Origin of the sequence: Pseudomonas edaphica (assembly GCF_965277385.1) — a bacterium.
In the GTDB taxonomy this organism is placed as follows: domain Bacteria; phylum Pseudomonadota; class Gammaproteobacteria; order Pseudomonadales; family Pseudomonadaceae; genus Aquipseudomonas; species Aquipseudomonas edaphica.
Map to the genome: position 1 here is coordinate 3,030,002 of NZ_OZ255725.1, position 20,678 is coordinate 3,050,679.

Here is a 20,678-nt window from a genome sequence, read left to right on the forward strand (position 1 = left end):
TAGGTGCGGGCCACGCTTGGGCAGTGAAAGTGGCCTGTCGCCTATGCAGCCTTGGCGCTGTGAAAAGCATGCACTGGGGGAAAAGGGAACGGATTTATTTTATAGCCCTTAAATAACTCTATCCGCTTTGTACCCTGATGCCGAAACGTTCGGTGGCAAGGGCCGAAATCAGAAAAAATGGCCACTCTACGAAGATTAAGTAAGTGCCATTCAAATCCGTGCCCTTTTTCTGCTCTATTTCCTCCCGGCGCAAATCTGCTCCCAGCCTTTCACGATGGTGCCGGTGTACTTGCCACAGGTCGCCCCTTCCAAATTCGCGTCGAGCGCGTCGCGCTCAGGCGCAAGCCATACCGCGTCGGCCAAGTACACCGCGCCCGCTGCCAGCAGCAGAACCACGGCCACCCGCGTCACCATGTAGCGCGCCGTGGCCCGAGGCGTGCGCAAGCGCTCGAACACAAATGCGAACAGCAGCCCAATGCCACACATCAGGAAACCGCCCAGCGCCGCTCCGAAAGCGCCGGCGGTAGAGCTGTCGAAGGAGCCCCACGCCAACATACAAACGCTTGCACTGACGAACATCAGCAGCAGGCACAACCCCTGCACCAACCGCCATCCGACTACCGCTAAACCTGCCATCTGAACCTCACGTGTCATGGGAACCTCGTACCTATATGCGCCGGCTCATTCAAAAAACGTGTTCTGACCCCAATATCTCACCAATATCTCTCTTCAAGGGAACGTGGTACCGATGCGCCCCAGGTCACCCGAGAACCAGATGCCGGTCACTTTGCCGACCACATCCTCATCGGCCACCTGGCCCATGAAGCGGCTGTCATTGCTCACATCGCGGTTGTCGCCCAATAAGTACACATGGCCTGGCTCGACGCGCAGAGGCGCCAGCGTAAGGGAATAGTCCTTTTTGACGCGCTCGGCCGGTGCATGGAACAACCCCAGGTTCTCGCCGTTGCGGATCAACTCGCCATTGACGATCGCCAGCGTGTCGCCGCCAATGCCCGCCACGCGCTTGACCGCCTCAGTGCCGTCCCAGCGGTACACCACGATATCGCCCACCTTGGGCGCACCTGGCCGCAGGTCAGAGATGATGTAGTCGCCAACCGACAGCGTAGGTGCCATCGAGCCCGACGGTATGAAGTAGTTTTTGAAGCCTAGCAGCGGCGCGCGAAACACCTCGAATAGGAGCAAGGTGATCACGATCAGCACACCCACGTAGAGCACATGGAAACGCTTGCGTGGCAGGCCTGGCGGGCCGTCGTAACGGCGGGCAAGCACAGCGGAGGCAATCGCGGTGGCCAGCTTGAGCGTGATGATAAAAGCGATGAATACATACAGCCCGACAGGCGTGGCGGCCAACCCGCTCACCCCCATCAGCACAACGCCGATATACATCAGCGCCGCCACCCGGATGGCCCATTTGATACGGCCGACGTACACCAACCCCCAGCCTGCAAACAAGCAGGACATCAGAAAGGCGAGGAGCGAGAACTTGCTGGATTTCATTGGTCATCCTTGATGAGAGGCGAAAAGGGGCAGATTTATTTAATTAACAAAGCACTCGAAAAATCAAATAAATCCGTCCACTTTTTTCTTTTGGCTGATGCCTATTTTTTGCTCTTCTGATTTTCTTTATGCAACAGTAACCTTATCGCCATTAACCGACTCAAATACCGCCCCCAACACTCCTGCTGCCTCAAATCGAAGTTTCACATCTTCGCTTACTACAATCGCACCCAAATATTTTTTAATCCTAAAAATATGAAAATCACCTACTTTTGACTCATCTATGGCCAAATTATAAAACGCGCGGTATTGACCAGCCATGTCTGGGCGCACAGGATCATTCACTGAAAACTTTGTAAACCTTGAAGACTCTTCATCTACACAATCTATTTGTGTTTCTATGATCATTAGAAAATAATTTTGCGAAACGTGTTTCCCTTCGATATCAACGGGCTCAAAGACCACATTATGATAAGTTTGATCGACTTCAGACAAACCTATGAGTGAATTTCGAGCTCTCTCACTCAGAACAGGAACACTCGCGTAGCCCGCTAGAGAATAATCAATTTCAACGCCGTCGAACCTGACATCGAGCGTATATCTGCCAGGCTCCATGAAATTAAGGGGTGGATTACTAAAGTTCCAATTATCCACGTGCCTCACATCGCCGAGCACCCACTTTCCGGAAATAGAAAGATCCTGACGCAGCAAATAATATTTCATATCAATCCCTAGCCAGCTACTTATTAACTTCACTACCCACTATAGGAAATAGGGGTCAGACCACCATTCTTAAACTTTTAACACACACTTTTCCGGGCGTCCTGACACACTCGGCGAAACTCCTTTACCTAATATCTGCGCAATCTCTGACGCAAACTTCTGATCGCCCAAAACATAATTGCCGTTTGTAGAAGATCGAATTTGTTCTATCAACTCAGGTGAAAGCCGATCCAGGAATGTTGACCGGTAAGCTTCGGCTCGTTGCGCGGCGCCGCTACCTAAGTCGCTATAAACTGCATGCGGACTTATAAAGCCTGATAGCTCGCCCTGTGCGTTTGCCCTATAGCTGGTCCAACGGTAGTCGCCCGGATGAGCAACCATACCCGCTCTGACCGGGTTCATTTCGATAGGGCGGAAAGGGGACAGATTTATTTAATTAACAAAGCACTCGTAAAATTAAATAAATCCGTCCCCTTTCCCCTCCATCAAATCACACATTAGAAAGCTTCCACAGTATCGCGTAACGCAGCTCTTCATCAACAATATCATGCAAGCGAAAATAATAAACAGCCAATGAGCTTTCTAAGCCCTTATGAACAAATGCACCATCAGACATAACACGATAGGAGGCGTACTCAATAAATTTGTCAGAACCAAGAGAGCCAAGAGCATTTTTTATCTGACTATAGGTCTCCCCCGCCCCAACTGGAAGCAATTCAGGCGGCGGCCGGCATACGGCCATGTCATCATTTTCAACATCCCTGTAGTAGGCTCTTCTAAATGCAGGCTCACTGCAGGCCCAGTAGAGGGATAGCAAACAAAGTTTTTCCTCTCCCTCATCAGAAAAAGCGTCAGCTAAAAAATACTGATCGTCTGAAATTTTGTATGCACCGTCGTCCATAGCGATAACGCATTGCTCCCGTTCAACAACGACGTCCCCTACCTTTGACTTGCACAGCGATGACCATTCTTTCATGTTAAATACCTCAAGCCTACTGTGGCCATTTGAATATTCGACCTTCGACCCTGCCAGCCTTAAGCGCGCTCTCCGCGGCTGCTTTGGCCGATCCCTCCGGCATATTTTTAACGGAGTTTATGATCTCTGACTGCCAGGCCTTTAACTTTGAATCTGGTAAGGAAGTCGGATAGCTTCCGCCAGGAGCACGATACTTGGCGTCCCAGACGATCACAGATCGCGATGATGGATCATACGTAATGTAATCTGCACCTGGAAGTGACGCTTTCCCAGGTCCGGAAATTGGTGTTTGCCCCGATTCAATAGCCTGACTCCAGCCACGAGCCTCCCCAATTGCTCCGTTTAACTCAGAATATGGGCTGCGTCCGTTATTAACTTTTGCAACGGAAAATAGGGGTCAGACCACTATTCTTCTATTCTTTTAACTCATACTTTTTTGGGCGTCCTGACACACCCTGCGAAACTCTTTTACCTAATGCGTGCGCGATCTCGGACGCAAACTTCTGATCGCCCAAAACATAATTACCGTTTGTAGAAGATCGGATTTGTTCTATCAGCCCAGGTGAAAGTCGATCATTGAATAAAGACCGGTAAGCTTCGGCTCGTTGCGCGCTGCCGCTACCTAAGTCGCTATAAACTGCATGCGAGCTTATAAAGCCTGATAGCTCGCCCTGCGCGTTTGTCCTATAGCTGGTCCAACGGTAGTCGCCCGGATGAGCAACCATACCCGCTCTGACCGGGTTCATTTCGATATATCGATAGCAAGCTAAAACATAGTTGTCTTGTTGAACCAAATAGGAGCGGAAACGGCCTTCCCACAACGTGACCGTACGTTGATATGTTCGATTGACATATTGAACGTAGCGTTGCCCCAGCCCCTTCATAAGCAGGCCAGCCCCCGCGCAGCAGGTCGGAGTCAACAACAAGTGAACATGATTTGTCATCCAGCACAATGCGTGAACTTTACAGCCATACAGTTCAGCAAGCACGGCTAATGTATCCATGTAAAAATATAGTCTTTATCTGAATAAAAACACGCAGCCCGATTGTTTCCCCGCTGAATAATATGCAACGGGATATTCGGCATTAAAACCCTAGAACGGCGAGCCATATAAACCCCTAATTGGATAAGAGCTTACAGCTTAGTTGAAATTACTAGGCCAACGAAACAAAATAATCACAAAAAATAAATCATGCTTTTAAAAGAGCAACTCTACAAAACTCTAAAAAAGTAAAACCGTGGCCCACCCTATTTTTCCAAAATATAAAACATATTTTTAAAGAACAACTTCACTGAACTCTAAGAAACTCAAACTTGGTCTAACCCCTATTTCCCCATCTGAAGGCGAAAAGGGTCAGATTTATTTAAGTAAAAAAGAACTTGGACAATTAAATAAATCCGCCCCCTATTTCTACAGTCCCTTTTTTGTATGCTGCTGGGGTTATTAGGCCCTTGAAACATCCTTTAATCTTGGTCGACTGGTCTCGAGTTGTCTTACCAGTTTGCCAAGCGTGGAGGTCACGTGCGGACAGCAGGCAGGGCAACAAGTCGTCATTGTTGGGAGTGCGCCAGTTGGCCCCGGCTCTTCTGGACCTAGCCTCCCCTCGCATCACCCAACCAAAAGTTCTTTTAATCGCTCTCCAGCAGTAGCTATCTCGCTGGTGGTCAGCGGCGTATAGCTAACAACAATCAACACACCTCCGGCCAATTCCGAGGTCTCCTCAACGTGCCCCTTGAGACAGTTAATAATCTGTTGAGGGCTTTTCCCAAATGCGCGAAGGCACAATTTCTCATCAAAATAATTCGCCGCATTTATACGAAAAACACCATCTCTCCCGTTAACATCTTTTTTTGTAGCATCGCATGCAGCTACTACTGCCGGCCAGTCGCTTCTAGTGACAGACCAATCATGCAGTGCAGCTCTATAGGCACCAAAAGCCTCTACGTACGCAGGGAAAATTCTTTTCAACAAGTCCAAATAATCAATTTTAGCATTCGAAAACTCAATGAATATAGAGTCATCAAATTGAGCATCATCTTCTAGATATCTCTCGCTTCTAAGAGAATATGCAATTCGACCTTTTATTCCCTTTGGAAGGAATTTATCTAAAGAAACAGAAACAACAAGCTCGCCTTCAATATCGGGAACATCTACAGCACCGGCCAAATCCCATGGCGCACCTAAGCCGGACAACCTTTCGAGAAAATTTTCGTGTCGCTTTTCAATCGACTCTGAAAATTTTGGCCTATGACGAAATTCAAGCTTATGCGTAGCCATTAGGGTGCAACCCTCACAGTAATGTTTCTGATATTTTGCTCAATCAAAATATCAGTTGCTCTATCGGCCGCTTTTTGACTTGGAAATTCAAAAACGGCTTTGATACCGGGATTTTGTTTCAACGCATTCGATGAAATAGTGAAAACAGGGGTCAGGCCCTGAGGGATCCCAGCTTAGCCTTCGATCACTAGGCGGACAAAATAAAAATATTACAAAAATAAATTATGCTTTGAAAATACCAACTCTACCAAACTCTAAAAAAGCAAAATCGTGGCCCACCTTATTTTTCAAAAAATAAACCATATTTTTAAATAACAACTTCACTGAACTCTAAAAAACGCAAAACGTGGTCCACAAAACGTGGTCTGCCCCCATTTCCCTAGCCAGTTTGACACCACCTTTTGTACCAACTTAATAAATGAATTTGGTATTAGCCTTTCCACTAGGGTCGATAACCAGTACAAATTTTCTCCAATCACCACCTGTGTGCGATCTCATCAGCTCGTGCAACTTATGGACGTGACTAGAAGCTCTATCTTCAGGGTCATCCAAAAGCTCGCTGAAGAACAAGCCATCGCGAACGAATGAGTATTTAGAACCTACAGACCACCCTCCGTCATAAACTTCATGCTCAAATTCACAACGCATTTCCTCGTACGGACCATTCGCAGAGTCATGCATGATCTGCGTGAGCGCATTCAAGACCTGTACTTGTTGCTCAATGCTCATTGCCCGGCCTCATTCCTGAATGACTTGCGCATTTTTATTCCATTGATTGAGTAGTCAATAACTAATGAATCTGGTCTTGCCGACACAGGATCCGTTCTAGAAAAGCGCACTGTCACGGCGCCGACCTGATCACCGTTGTTCAACCCCTTCTTAATTTCTGTTTCCCACCGCTTATAGGCAGAGTTATTGAAATTACCATCCTGCGGAAAGAGGTTGAATCTGTCACAGGTACCACCAAGCTGACAACCCTGGATGTGCCCCCCCACATCCGTTGGCAATCCCTCTTTGCCAACTGCCGTTTGGCGTGCATCACGGACGCCTTTATCCAACGACGGACTGTAGGTAATTTCATCAACGTAACCGCTTGAATTGGTCTTAAATTCAGTGCCGTTGCTCAGCTTGACTTGGCTATTTGGTGGGGGCTCATTCAGTATTTTGTATTCAGGTGTTCCTTTACTGGCTTTGGTCACATCGACCTCAACACTAGCCAGTTTGACACCACCTTTTTCACCAGCCTCCTTTATCGGGTGGGCATAGGGCATGCCAGCCTCAGCATCCGGCGAGGAAATCGAGGTGTATGGCGCCTTTGCACCCTGAATCTCATTACTGGCGCTGCTAATCAGCTTCGATGCTTCGCTGATATCGCCCCTGTTCAGAGCTTTGCGTGCCATTTTCAAGGTGCCGGAAATAATCCGTTCACCTGGAATAAGTGATGCTGCTACCTCAAGGTAATCAAGTGCACTCTCAGCCTCCGCTACGCTTTTAACTGTGCCGACAACTGGTACAAAATTTGCGCCTTCTGACAGGGCATCTTTGAGCTCTTCACGCCGCTGAGTATACATCTTGACCGAGCACGCTTGCTCACTCATGCCAGCGCAGTTTTGCTCCTTGTAGTGTTGGTTTTCTGCTTTGACGCGGTCTTCAGCCTGCTGCTCAAGTGTCTTATGTGCGGCTAATGCTTCTGCAATATCACTGAGGGAGTTGTTCTCCACCGCATTGCTTCCCGCCTTTGCCCCAGTAACCGCACCGCCCAGATCACCACCAGCAATCCCCCCAGCCAACCCTGCTGCTAGACCCGAAAGTGCAACAACCGTCTCTCTCTCCTCCTCCGTCAACTCGATTGTCTTCCTGCCCGGATACAACTGATGGGCGATGAATTCACCCGTCGCCGCTCCCGCAGCCCCCGCTCCCGCAGAGTTGCCTTGCGCCTGCGCCACCACCGCACCCAATACGGCATGCGCCATGGTGTTGAGTACAGCGTTGTCTCCGGTGGTTTTCCTGATGACTTGCGCCATGTACGGCGCCGACGCGCCCGCAATAGCGGAACCGATATCGCCTCCCACCAACCCTTGCAATGCTGCTGTCACCGCCTGCGCTACACGTGGGTAATTGCCGCCGACCCCGTAGTCCGCCATGATCCGTTGATAAGCGTCAGTGGCAATCAGTTGTTTCTTGTAGGCATCGACGTCCTCTTTTTTGGCATCTTTTCCAGGGTCCTTGATGCCACGCTTATCAAGTTCAGCACGCGCCTCTTTATCAGCATCGATCTGGCCTTGGGTTCGAACGATGTCTACTGCCTGAGTACCAATATCCGCAATCAACTGCACCTGCCGCAGGCGCTTCTGCTCTTTCTCCTTATCAAAGATCGGGCTGATGCTGCCGTTGGCGTGTTCGACATCGTGGCTCAGCGTTGCCACATCCTGCTGCTGTTTGGCAGGGTCGCGAATATCTAGGGTACCGTTGGAAATGGCCGATGACGTGGTGCCGCTGTCACTGTCGCCATGATTGAACGCGATCAAGCTGCCGGAGGGCATATTGCTGATGAAGGCGTTCGCGCCGCTTGCGCCACTGCTGACGCTGGCGCTCTGCAACTGGCTTGTGTAGTCGGCTTTGTTCTTTAAAACGCTCCAGCCGAGGGTGCCGGTGCTCAGGCGGTTTTTGTCCGCTGTTGCAGTGCTGGCGATCACGCTGCCATCGAGTTGCGTGTGGTTGCCCACATCAATCTGGTAGCCGCCCTTACCGCCGAACAGGCCGGTTTGCTCCTGCACACTCTTATAGTTGGAGTCGATCTTGCTCTTGCTGATGCTGAGCGAACCACTGCCCGTCATGGTGCCAAACGTGAAACTTGCGCCACCGCTGACATCGGTTTGTTTGGACTTGTAGTTATCGGTGTCTTGCAGACTTTGCAGCGTAAGGTCGCGCCCCACAGTAGCGGTAATTTTGTCTGCGCTGACCTGCGCGCCCTTCAGGGCGGTGTCTCGGCCGCTGATCAGGCTGACCTGTTTGCCCGCATCCAGGGTTGTTTCCGTCCAGGTGGTGCCAGTGCCCTTCTCGTTACCGGTGCCTTTGTTGGCATTGGCGAAAATGCTCAGGCCGCCGCCTTCGGAACCCACGCCTAGGCTGATACCTACCGCACCACCACTGCTGCTATTTTTGCCATCAAGTTTTTGGTTATTCGCCGCAGCTTCCAGGCGAATATCGCGCTCCGCCGCCAGCCGCATCTCATTACCGGCCTGAAGCTTGCTGCCTTGAACATGGATATCACCTGCGGCCCCAGGCGTACCGTTACCGTCCGCCACGATGGTGAGGTTGTTGCCGGCCGTCAGGCTGCTGCCCTGGCTGAGTGTCTGCTCCTGGGTCTGTTTGGAATCGGATTTCTGCGAACCCAGGGAGATGCTGATCCCCACAAACTGCGAAGCGTTAGCGCCGGTCATGCCGCCATTCTGCTGCGCCGCTTGCCACGCCTGCACGCCCGTCAACCCTGCCTTCACACCCTGCAGCGCCGAGAGGCGGCCGTCGTCCTCGTTCTTGGCTTGCTTGGCGGTCTTATAAGCGGAGTCCACCGCGCTACCCACGGTGCCGGACAACGCCAGGGTCAAACCACTGGTTTTGCTTTTGGAGGTCTGCTCGCTGCGGTTGTTGTTCTCGGAAGCCAGGATGCTGACATTTTGCCCAACCAGGCTGATGTCCTTACCAGCAACCACGTCAGAGCCGCGAATGGTCAGGTCTTTGCCAGCCTGAATATCCACGCTGCCCAGCACACTGCCGATGTTGCTGGCCCGGGTGGTTTCGGTGCTGCTGGTGAAGGTGTTCTGGTTGCTGCTTGAGCCCAACGTCACGCCGATGCCGCCGCTGCTCATCAAGCCCGATTTTTTGGTCGAGGACGAATGGCTTTGTTCAAAGGTTTCCGTTGCCCCATCAATCACCACATTGCGACCGGCAATCAGGCTGGTGGCGTTGGTGGAAACCACGTCGCTGGCGGTAGTGCCGATGTCACGGCCAGCACGCACGACCACGGTATCAGCGCTGATGGAAGAGCCCTGCTGGCTGATCTGGTTACTGCTGTCGATGCGCGTTTTCTGGCTGCTGGACAGCAACCCTTTGCTGGTTTTGGTTTTGCGGTAATAGCTGTAGTCGCTGTCTTGCGCGGCGTTCAGCGCCAGGTCATTGCCTGCGTACAGGTAGGCTTCCTTGCCGGCACTCGCACGGCTGGCGCTGACGACGAGGTCGTTGCCGGCACTCAGGGAGAGGTTCTCACCGGCCACCAACGATGTGCCCACTTGCTGGACGTGGTCTTCCTGGCTGGTGACCTTCTTGGAATTAAACGCCGAATGCTGTTCATTCGCCGCCGACGCCAGGTTCACATTGCCCTTGGCCACCAGCGCCAGATCACGCGTGGCATTGAGCTGGCTGCCGATGGCACTGATATCCCGCGCAGCCACCACCTGGAAGTCGCGCCCGGCTTCGATCACGGTGCCGTACTGGTTTGCGCTGCTGCTGCGCATGTAGGTGCTGACGGCATTGGCATTGCGCTGTTCGGCGGTGGCCAGGTTCACGTCGCGCCCGGCTTGAACGCCCAGGTCGGCGCCGCTTTTGAAGGCGCCGCCGGTGCTGTTGACGTCGCGCCCGGCTTGCAGGGTGAGGGTGTTGGCGGCTTCGATGCGCGCGGCGTTGTCGACGAAGTCGGTGCGCTCGGTGCGGTAGCCGCTGCTGCTCTGGTGGCTGGTGACGGTGCGTTCGTTGAGCACATCGCCATTTACCGCGCGCACGCTGACGTCGCGCCCGGCGATGATGCCGCCGGCGCGGTTGGTGAGGGTGTTGCCGGCGAGCAGGTCGAGGCGGTTGCCCGCTTGCACGAGGCCGCTGTTGACCATGTTGCGCCCGGCGCTGGCGGCGAGGTTGTTGGTGGCGCGCAGGGTGCCGACGTTGTTGAGGTCGGTGCCGCTGACCAGGTTCAGGTCGCTGCCGGTGATGAGTGCGCCGTTGGGCGCCAGGCGGTTGTTGGCCTGGGCCAGGTAGAGCACGGGCACCAGCACTTGCTGGCCGGCGACGGTGGCGTTTTCCATCCACACGATGTCGTGGGTCAGGGCCGCCACTTGCTCGGCGGTGAGGCTCACGCCTACGGCCAGGTTTAGCGCCTGTTTGGTGCCGATGGCGTTGTCCATCAGGTACTTGAACATCGCTGTGTCGCTGGTCTGGCCATCGATGAAGCGCTGGCCGGTACGGGCGATCACGGCTTGCTGGATCAGGCGCTGTTCATACAGGCCGTCACCCAGGCGCTTTTGTGCCTGGTCCGGGTCGTAGCCCAGTTTGGACAGCATGTAATCGGAGCTTAAGAACTGGCTGAGGTTGGTCAGCAGCGGGTTGGTTTCGATCAGGTATTTCTGTGGGTTGGAGGCGAACTGGCTGTCTGGCAGGCCTTGCACGCGGTTGATCACCACGCCGTCGGCCGAGGTGCCGCTGCCGGGCACGACCGGGCCGGTCACCGGCGTGCGATCGACGCTGCCGCCGCCCAAGGTCCAGCCTTGCGGGCCGGTGCTGGCTGGCGCGCTGGCGCTTTGGCCACTGAGGCGGAACAGCCCGCCTTGGCCGGTAGGCAAGGTGAAGCCGGGCAGGCTCAGCGGGTTGATCTGCTGTTGGGCCAGGTCCGGCGGCAGTTGCTGGTTGAGCGTGACGCGTGTCGAGTAACCGGCTTCGCCACTGGCACCGGTGGCGTCGGTGGTGGTTTTGGCACCCGCACCGATGTAGCTATAGCCCAGGCGTACCACGCTGTTGTCGATGCCGGCTTGCGCTTTGACGTCTACCGCGCCGCCTGCCTGAATCACGGCGGCGTAACGTTGGTCATCGCTGGCAATTTTGGTGACTTTGCCGAACTGGGTGCGCTCGATCTCCATCATGCCGATGAAGTTGGCCACGGTGGCCTCAAGGCCGCCGAGGTCATTGGGATTGTAACCGGCGCTTTTGTACCAGTATTTGTTGGTGAGTGCGGCGGCGGCACTGAACCAGCCTTCAGGGTGCTTGGTGCGCTTTGACGTGAAAAGACGATAGGTCTCGGTTTCGCCGGTTTCGATGCCGGTGTTGACCAGGTTGTTCAGGCGCGCGGTGAAGTTACCGCCGGCCGCGATCGAGCTGCTGCTGTTGAGCAGGTCGCCGCCCGCCAGGGTCATGTTACCGCCCGAGGTGATGCTCGAACCGGCACTGGCGGCGGTCACTTCCAGTTTGTCGCGTGTCACCAGTTCCCACACGTAGTTGCGCGGTGTGCCACCGGCGTGGCAGTCACCGGCGTTGACGTACTCGATGCACGTGCCTTGGGTGGCGGAGGCGGTGTAGACACCTGCGTCGTTGACGTCGAGTACCGCCCGTTCATTTTTGATCGAATTGGCGGACAGGCTGAGGTTGCCGTCACTCTGGATCGTGGATGAGCTGTTGAGGATGCTGCTGGCCAGGCCGCCCTTGCCGTCGCGGTCGACGCTGAGGTTGCCCAGGCTGTAGACGTCGGCGTAGCTGTTGTTCAACGCGTCCACACGCAGGCTCATGTCGCCGCCGCTGAAGATCAGGCCGTGGTCATTGAGCAAGGCGCCGGTGGTGGCGACCAGTCGCTGGCCACTGCCCAGGGTCGCGTAGTTGTTGAGTGTGCCGGCGTTTACCACCAGGTCGGTGGCAGCGGTGAGGCGCCCGCGGTTGTTGAGCGTGCCGGCGATGTTGGCGGTGGTGACGCCGCCGCCGGCAATGCTGGCCGTGTCGCTCAAGTTGGCCTGTGCGGCGCTGAGGTTGAGGTTGCCCAGGCTGCTGATGCGCCCGGAACTGTTGAGCGCGCCGCTCAAGGTCAGGTCGAGCGCGCCGTCGCTGGCGATCAGGCCGTGGGTGGTCCAGTTGGCACCATTGCCGACAAAGCGCCGGGCACCGAGCAGTTGGCCGGTGGCGGTCTGGTCGAGGCTGTCGACGTTAACGGTGAGTTGCCCGGCCTGGATCACACTGCTGTTGGTCCAGTTGCCCTGGGTGATGGTCAGGTCGCCACGGGTGACCAGGCTGCCGCCCACGTCGTTGAGGTTGGCCGGGGCAATGCCGAAATTGCCGGTGCCTACGTGCAGGACATTGCCGCCCAGGTTCTGGAAGCTGCCGGCGTTGAGGGTCAGGTCGTTGTTGGCGGTTTCCAGCACGCCGTTGCGGTTGTCGAACAGGCCCCCGATGGCGAATTCGGTGGTACCCGCCGTGCCCAGCGCACGCAGGCGCCCGGTCTGGTTATCGAGGCTGGCCGCGCGTACCTTCAGGGTGCTTTCGCTTTCGATGATGCCGAGGCGGTTATTGAGTGCGCCACTCAGGTCCAGGTCGATTTGTTGGCCAGCAATCTGGCCGTCGTTGTCGCCGCTGTTATCGAAGTCATGCCCGACCACGCGCATCAGGCCTTTGGCATACAGCCCGCCGTTGCGGTTGTCGAAGTTACCGGTGGTGACCAGTGCGTTGCCGCCCTGCGCCGCGATGCGCCCGCCATAGTTGTCTACGCTGCCGGCTTGCAGGTTGAGGCTTTGCCCCTGCATCACGCCGCCCTGGCGGTTGTTGTTGAGGTCGTAACCGTTGCGCAGCACGCCGACCACTTGGGTTTGCAGTGCGGCCTTGAGGCTGGCGAGGGTGCCGCCACGGTTGTCGAGGCTGGCGGCGTTGACGCTGAGGTCACCGGCCTGAGCGATCAGTTTGCCGCTCTGGTTATCCAGCGTGTCGGCCACGTTGGCGGTCATGCCGCCCTGGCTTTGCACGGTGCCTTTGCCATTGTCCAAGCGGTTGGCCGTGAGGCTGAGGTCGGCGTTCTGGCTGTAGATCAAGCCGTCGTTGCCGTTCTGTACCAGGCCGCTGGCGGTGAGGCTCAAGCGGTCGTTGGCGGCCAGGGTGCCACGGTTGCGGTTATCCAGGCCGACAGTCAGCAGGGTCAACAAACCTTGGCTGGCGATCTGGCCGCCCTGGTTGTTGATCTGCGCCGCGCGGCTGATCAGCAGCGGGCCGCCGCTGGCCAGTTTGCCGTTGGTGTTGGTCAGGGTCGCGAGCAGGTCGAGGGTGGTGGCGGTGCCGCCACTGATGCTGCCGGCGCTGTTATCCAGGTTTTGCGTAGTCAGGCTCAGGGCCGCGCCGCTGTCGATCACGCCGCCCTGGGCGTTGTTCAGCAAGCCGCCGACGGTCAGCGTCTGCCCGGCCGCGCTGGAGAGTACGCCTTTGTTGCTGTTATCCAGTTCGCCGGCATTAACGGTCAGCGCTTTCTGGCTCACCAGTGCCCCGCCTGCGCTGTTGAGCAGGCTGGCGGTCAGCGTGGCATTAAGGTCGCCGTAACGGCTAGACAAGGTGCCGCCGTTGCGGTTGTCCAGGTTCGCGCCGCTGACGGTGAGGCCCTGCCAGCCGGACATCAGGCCATTCTGGTTGATCAGGTTTTCGACATTGAGCACCAGCAGGTTATTGCTGATCAGCTTGCCGTTGCTGTTGTTCAACGTGCGGCCGCTGAGGTTCAGGGTTTGCGCGCTGGAGAGTTCGCCTCCCTGGTTGCTGAGGTCACGCAGGTGGTTGATGGAGAGGTTGCCAGCGGTGGTGATCAGGCCACCCGCGTTGTTGAGGTCGCCGGTGGCGGTGCCGAAGTCCAGGGCAATTGCGCTGCCCAACAGCGAGCCGTTCTGGTTGTCCAGCGCGGCGCTGTTGAGCGTCAGCCTATTGCTCGCGTTGAGCAGGCCCTGGTCACGGTTGGTCAGGCGGCCAGCCACGTTGAGCAGCGTGTCGCCACGGCTGGTGAGGGTGCCGCCGCTGTTGTCGAGGTCGGTGGCGTGGGCGTCAACCGAGGCGGCGGCAATCATGCCTTTGACGTTGGCCAGGGCCTGGCCGATGCGCAGGGTCAGCGCGGCGTTGCTCAACAGTTTGCCGCTGCTGTTATCGAGGTTGTCGGCGGTGAGTGTGAACGCCTGGCTGCCGGAGATTTCGCCGCCCTGGTTATGCACGTTCTTGAGGTTGTTGAGCATCAACAGCGGCGCGTTGATCAGCCCGCCCTGGTTATTGAACTCGCCACGGTGCAGGTCCAGCGTCAGCGCCTCGGCGCTGGTGATCTGGCCGCCTTGCTGGTTGTTGAGGTCGGCGGTGCCAAGGGACAGGGCCTGGCGCGCACTCAGGGTGCCGTTCTGGCTGTTGTCGACGCTTGCGGCGTTGAGTATCAGGCTGCCATCGGTGACCAGCCGCCCGCCTCGGTTGTCCACCGCGCCGAGTGCGCTGAGGGTCAGCGGGCCGGCGCTGGAGAGCGTGCCGCCGCCGTTGGCCAGCGTGCGCGCGGTGATGCTCAGCAGCCCTTCGCTGCTGATCAAACCCTGGTTGCGGTTGAGCAGTTGGTCGACATTCAAACCTGCACCGGCGCCAGCAATCAGCAGCCCGCCGTCGCTGTTATCCAGTTGCGTACCGGTTACCTGCACGCCCGCACGGCTGGACAGCTCGCCGTTACGATTGTCGATGTTGGCGACATTGACCTGCACACCACCCACGCCTGCGACCAAGCCTTTTTGGCGGTTGTCGAGGCTATTACCGGCCACGCTTACCGTGCCTTGGCTGGTGACCAGCCCGGCTTGGTTATTGAGGCTGCCGACGTTGAGGCTGAGCGCATTGCCCGCTGTGATAAGGCCCGCGACGTTATCGAGGGTCGCGACCGTCAGCGCTGCAGTGTCGAGGCTTGAGAGCTCACCGCCCTGGTTATGCAGCTCACCGACGACGACGGTCAGCGGCCCGTTGCTGGTGACCAACCCAGCTTGGGTGTTCTGCAGGCGATCAGCGGTGATGGCCAGGCCGCCGTTGCTGAGAATGCGGCCTTTGTTCTGGTTGTCGACGGTGGCAGCGGTAATTTGGGTGTGTTGTTTGGCACCCAGTGTGCCGCCCTGGTTGTTCAACGCTTGGGCATCCACGCTCAACGCGCGGCTGGCAATCACACTGGCGCCGGTGTTGGTGACGGCTTTGCCGCGCAGGCTCACATCGCCTGTGGCGTTGCGGGTGTTGTCGGCGTTGACGCCGGCTTCGATGATGTCGCCATTGGTCAGCGTGCCGCCGCTGGACAGCGCAATGCGGTCACGGGCGGCCAGGCTTTGGCGGTTAGTGAGGTCGCCCTGGGTGTTCACGTTAAGGGCGGTACCGGCATACACCGGCCCTTTGGCGTCCAGGCTTGCGGCGTTGATGTTGACCGCGCCGCTGGCGGCGGTTTGCGCCATGCTCAAATGCCCATTGGCATCGAGCTGGATATCACCACCACTGGCCGCCAACGTTCCGTCGAGCTTCACGCCCACACCGGCTTCGGTGCCCACCAGTTTGATCGCACCGGCGTACATGCCGCCCAGGGCGCTGGAGTCGATGGCCAGCTCGGGCTTGGCGCTGCCGTCGTCGGCACGGGCGGTGGCTTTCAGGCTTTTGGCGTCGACGTCGTTGCGCCCGGCGACCACGGCCAGTTCACGGGCGTTGATTTGCGCGTTGATCCTGGCCGAGCGGGTAATGATTTCGAAGCGGTCGACGTTGCTGGCGTTCAGGCCTTCGCCGTCGATGGTCACGGCGCCGCCATCAACCTGGTAGCGCTGCAACTGGCCGTTCGCATCCATCACCGGTTTACCGGTGGTCAGGGTCACGTTGGGCGTGTTGATAAACCCGCAGCCGCTGCACGTGATGCCGTAAGGGTTGGCGACGATAACCTTGGCTGACTGCCCCGCCACTTCGGTGTAACCGCGCAGCTGGCTCGGGCTGCCGCCGTTGACTTCGTTGAGGATAACGTTGGCCGCGCCGCCCTTGAGGTTGGGGTTGCCGACGATGTAACCGCCCAGCTGGGTGTTCTGCAGCGCGCCAGTGGCGTTGTTGAGGATCACGCCGTTGGGGCCGACGTTGTAGTCCTTGAACTGGTTGTGGGACAAGCCACTGCCATTGGGGGTGGCGATGTTCACCACCGGCACGCCATTGCCGGCCTGGCCGACGCTGGTGGCCGGGTTGCTCACCACAATACCTTCGGCCTGGGCCAGCAACGGCTGCCAGAACAGCGCGTTGACCAGGATCAGCACCAGGCCGCGCTTGGGCAGGCCGAAGAACGCGTCGCGGCGCTTCAAGGCAGCAGAAGGTTGGCGGGCCAGAAAGGCAAAGTGGCGAACATCCATGGTCAAATTCTCGTTGCAGCGGGGCGTTGAATTACAGGAAGAAATCCATGCGGAAGTAGATCGGCGCTTCACGCTCCGTCACCACTCCAGGTCTTTCTAACGAGTGGGCAAACGTCACACTGGTGCTGACGTATTTGCCCCGGGCGAACAGTTCCACGGAGTTGCTTGAAACGCGGCCGTGGTTGTCGCCGTTGTAACGGTCGTTGCGGATCACGCCCTGGTCGTAACCGAGGCTGGTGCCGTATTCGGCGAAGGCCGGGCGCAGCCATTCGAGGGTGACCGGGCGCGCCCAGCGCACTTCGTTGCGCCAGTAGCCGCCGCTGTCGCCGGACAGTTGCTGGTCCTTCAAACCGCGCACCGACGACGAGCCGCCGAGGCTGATGCGCTGCGGCGAGAACAGCACGTCTTCACTGCGTTGACCGGTGGCCAGGCTGGTGAAACTGAACGACTCGCCCCACAGGCGAAACGGCTGCAAATAGCTGACCGTGGCAGTGTATTTACGGTAATCCGGGGTGGGCGTGAGGTTGCCGAACTGGTCGCGGTGCTGGTCGTCGCGCTGGGCGTCAAAGGCGCCGATGCCGTTCTGCACGCCGAGGTCGATGTTGACGAAGGCATTGCCGATGCGCCGGCCGTGGTTAATACCAAACTGCAACTCACTGAGGCGGTTGCTGCTGATATCGAGCTGGGCGTCGTTGACGTAGTTGTTGGTGCGCAGGTGAGCCACACCCACGTTGACCGAGGTTTTGCTTACGTCATCGCGGTGAATCACGCGCTCTGCGCGCAGTTGGTGGTTCTGGCTGTCGCCCGACTGCTTGAACTTGAAGGTGTCGGTGTAACCCAGCGCGCGGTAATCGCTCTCGCTGTAGGTGTAGGTGAAGTTCCACCAGCCCCACGGCACGTTGTAATAGAGCAGGGTGTTTTTCGAGGTTTTCTGGTGGTCGCTGATGGCGTCGTGGCCACCGCGCAGCACCAGTTGGTCAGCCAGGCCGAGCGGGCTGTCCCACTCCAGGCCCGCGCCCCATTGCTGTTCGCCGGTGCTGCGTTGCCCGTCGTTGTTGCGCGACAGGCTGGCGCGCCAGGGCTTTTGCGGGGTGTTCTTGACCACCACGTCGCTGCCGCCCACTTGCTTGCCGGGCGTCAGCTCCATTTGCGCCTGTTTGGACGGCAACCGGTTGAGCTGGTCCACCAGTTGCTCGACCTCGCGCAGGTTCAGCGCCTCACCGACCTTGCCGGGAAACGCCATGGCCAGTTCACGCTCGGTGACGTTGCTGCCTTCGGCGCTGCGCACCGCTTCGAGTTTGCCTTCAACCACCAACACCTGCAGATGGCCGCTGGAGAGGTCTTGTTGCGGCAAGTAGGCGCGGCTGGTGACGCGGCCTTTGGCGATGTAATAGTCGGTGATGACCTTGAGCAACTCATTGAGCTGCGAGACGCCCAGGCATTGGCCTACATAGGGTTTGAGCAGCAGCGTGCGGTCGCCGGCAGGCAGGCTGTCGGCGCCTTTGAGTTCGATGTCTTTGATCGGGAAGCAGCGGGTGTCGGCAGGCGTAGCCGGTGCCTGTGGCTTGGCTTCTTTGCCGGGCAGGTCCTGAAGCTCTTGCAGGCGCCGGCTTTGCTCTTCCAGCAGGCGGTTCTGCCGATCGCGGATCAGGTCTTGATCCCCTGGCGTAGGGGCGGCGATGGCCGTATTCAGGCTCAGGCAGGCGAGCATGAAAGTGCACAACACATACCGAGTCCGTGGCGATAAAAAAGACATGTTCGATCCATCGATTATCAAGGGGCGGCAAACTACCATCGAACTAGCGCTGGCCCAAGAAACCGGGACAGTTGCACATTCGTACTTATTACATCCGCAATACATTGATTATTAACAACAAAGAATTATCAATAAGAGATAGCGGCAGTCGTTAGAACTTTTATTCCGACCAGCGGCAACTCTTTTGATAGTCATTCGGCAAACAACCGAGCAAATGCCATTATTTGGCCATCAACTACTTGCCGAGTTAGGTTAGTGCAGGGGAATAGCGAAAAGTTCGCGGTAGTTTTGTGAATTGGATCCCATTTATCGGAATTCCAGGCGACGCAGATGGAATGTGGGAGCTGGCTTGCCTGCGATGGCGGCGTGTCAGGTATTGATTGGTTGCTGGCCCACCGCTATCGCAGGCAAGCCAGCTCCCACAGGGGTCTTTGGTGTCTTTCGGTATTTCTAGCCGGCGTCTTTGTCTTTTTCCGCGCCGGGCACCAGGGTCAGGCCGGGGCGCTCCACGTCGCGGGACACGTGGGACTTCACATCCTCGACACCGCCGTCTTCGTCGTTGTGGATCACCAGCACGCCCGGCTTGCGAAACTGCTCCAGATGGCCGTCGCCCAAATTGAAACTCTCACTCAGGTTTTTGTCGCTCAGCGCATTGGCTTCGGCGCGGCGCTGGGCGAACTTGCGCCCACGGCGTTGCTGATAGCGCGCCCAACTGATCAGGATCACCGCGTTGAACAAGGCGATCCACAGGTAGATCTGCAAGGTGTTGAGCGCGGCGAAAATCGGCGCCTCAATACGTGGGCCGCCATGGGTTTCCAACATGGCGCCGATACCACGCGCGAGCAGCCAGATCAGCCCGCCCCACGCCAGCAGCGTCAGCAGCACGTCGATGATCCACATCACGGTGTTTTGGCGAGTTCTGACCAGCTTCATGGTCACGCCTCCTCTTCACTGGGTTTGATGCCGCGGTCCGGGCTGACCCAGCGCGCGCGTTTCTGGTGCTGGTTGAACAGCACCTTGGGAAAGCTGACCAGGGTGGTGAGCAGGCTGACCAGCCAGAACACCATCGGGTACCACACGGTCCAGAACAGGGTTTTCCACAGGTCCTTTTCATAGCGCCGGTCGATCAGGATGCTCACCGCGAACTGCAGCAGGCACACCATTGCCAATACCAGCCCGGTAAAGGCCGGTGGCACCAGGGAATCCACGGCAATCGCCTGCGGCAGTACCACGAACTTGCCCACGCCCCAGAAGATCACCGAGAGCAGGAAGGTGAAGGCCCAGCCGGTGGACAGGCAGTACTCGAACAGCAGTGGCCACAGGTAGCGATGGCGCCATTGCCAGATGCCTCGGATGTTCTTGAACAGCACCTCGGCGCCGCCCTGGGCCCAACGCAGGCGCTGTTTCCACAGGCCGCCTACGGTTTCGGGCATGAGGATCCAGCACAGGGCACGAGGCTCGTAGAAGATCGCCCAGTGGTCCAGTTGCAGCTTCCAACTCACGTCGATGTCTTCGGTGATCATGTCGGTGGACCAGTAGTCGATGCGGTCCAGCGCCTTCTTGCGAAACGCCACCACCACACCCGACACCGTGAAGATCCGCCCGAACACGCGCTGGGTGCGCTTGATCAAGCCGATAATCGAGGAGAACTCGCCCACCTGCACCCGGCCGATCAAGGTTGAACGCGTGCGGATGCGTGGGTTGCCGGTCACGGCGCCCAGGCGCGGGTTGTCGAGCATCGGCGCGACCATGTAGGCCGCTGCGTTTTTGTCGAGCAAGGCATCGCCGTCGATGCACACCAGGTACTCACTGCGCGCCGCCACGGCGCCCATGCGCAAGGCCACGGCCTTGCCCTGGTTTTGCGCCAGGTGCAGCACACGCAGGCGTGGGTGTTGCAAGGCCAGGGCGTCGAGCACGGCAGCGGTGTTGTCCTTGGAACCGTCGTTGACGGCGATGACTTCGATATTCGGGTACAGCTGGTTCAGGGCCGCATGAATGGTGTCGGCGGCGTTATCGCCCTCGTTGTAGCAAGGGATGATGATCGAGATCAGCGGGTTGCCGGCCAGGGTCGGCGCCGGCGTGTCTTCCTTCCACGGCCAATGCCGCTCCCAGTGCAGCCAGAAGTACAGCCCGCCGGCGATCCACAGCGCCGACATGAACAGCGGGTAGAAAAACACGAAGTCCATCAGGAACTGCCCGGTGACCAGGAAGATCAGGCCCAGGGGCACACCCAACACCAACGCCAACACGAATAAAGCCAGGATTCTGTCGAACAT

The 20,678-nt window shown here is 57.4% G+C and carries 11 protein-coding genes; all 11 read right to left on the bottom strand.

What is annotated here, in order from left to right:
- Positions 1-234 precede the first annotated feature (234 nt).
- The 11 genes from ACQY47_RS13740 to pgaC all read right to left on the bottom strand — a co-directional run bounded on the left by ACQY47_RS13740 (position 235) and on the right by pgaC (position 20,678).
- Positions 235-654, bottom strand: a complete 420-nt coding sequence (locus tag ACQY47_RS13740) for a hypothetical protein (RefSeq protein WP_017136666.1) — start codon at positions 652-654, stop codon at positions 235-237.
- Between the two features lie 75 nt (positions 655-729).
- Entirely contained in the window at positions 730-1,518 is a 789-nt protein-coding gene (gene lepB / locus ACQY47_RS13745; protein ID WP_053253754.1) for a signal peptidase I, read from the bottom strand.
- A 126-nt stretch (positions 1,519-1,644) separates the two neighbouring features.
- Positions 1,645-2,241: an imm11 family protein gene (locus ACQY47_RS13750; protein ID WP_428557265.1), complete on the bottom strand. Its 597-nt coding sequence runs from the start codon at positions 2,239-2,241 to the stop codon at positions 1,645-1,647.
- A gap of 490 nt (positions 2,242-2,731) precedes the next feature.
- Complete coding sequence (locus tag ACQY47_RS13755; protein ID WP_428557266.1) at positions 2,732-3,217, bottom strand: hypothetical protein; 486 nt, start codon at positions 3,215-3,217, stop codon at positions 2,732-2,734.
- A 413-nt stretch (positions 3,218-3,630) separates the two neighbouring features.
- The gene (locus ACQY47_RS13760) at positions 3,631-4,221 is read right to left on the bottom strand and encodes a transposase (RefSeq protein WP_232005437.1); all 591 of its coding nucleotides are present in this window, start codon (positions 4,219-4,221) and stop codon (positions 3,631-3,633) included.
- Between the two features lie 606 nt (positions 4,222-4,827).
- Complete coding sequence (locus ACQY47_RS13765; RefSeq protein WP_138449388.1) at positions 4,828-5,496, bottom strand: hypothetical protein; 669 nt, start codon at positions 5,494-5,496, stop codon at positions 4,828-4,830.
- A gap of 411 nt (positions 5,497-5,907) precedes the next feature.
- On the bottom strand, positions 5,908-6,225 hold the full coding sequence (locus ACQY47_RS13770; protein ID WP_073637953.1) for a hypothetical protein: 318 nt from the start codon (positions 6,223-6,225) through the stop codon (positions 5,908-5,910).
- Positions 6,222-16,646 (bottom strand): hemagglutinin repeat-containing protein, encoded by a 10,425-nt coding sequence (locus ACQY47_RS13775; protein ID WP_428557267.1) that lies wholly within the window; start codon positions 16,644-16,646, stop codon positions 6,222-6,224. Before ACQY47_RS13775 ends, ACQY47_RS13770 begins: the two co-directional genes overlap by 4 nt.
- A 31-nt stretch (positions 16,647-16,677) precedes the next feature.
- Entirely contained in the window at positions 16,678-18,402 is a 1,725-nt protein-coding gene (locus ACQY47_RS13780; protein WP_428557268.1) for a ShlB/FhaC/HecB family hemolysin secretion/activation protein, read from the bottom strand.
- 450 nt (positions 18,403-18,852) lie between these two features.
- The gene (gene pgaD, locus ACQY47_RS13785; RefSeq protein ID WP_428557269.1) at positions 18,853-19,335 is read right to left on the bottom strand and encodes a poly-beta-1,6-N-acetyl-D-glucosamine biosynthesis protein PgaD; all 483 of its coding nucleotides are present in this window, start codon (positions 19,333-19,335) and stop codon (positions 18,853-18,855) included.
- Between the two features lie 2 nt (positions 19,336-19,337).
- Positions 19,338-20,678: a poly-beta-1,6-N-acetyl-D-glucosamine synthase gene (gene pgaC, locus ACQY47_RS13790; protein ID WP_017136591.1), complete on the bottom strand. Its 1,341-nt coding sequence runs from the start codon at positions 20,676-20,678 to the stop codon at positions 19,338-19,340.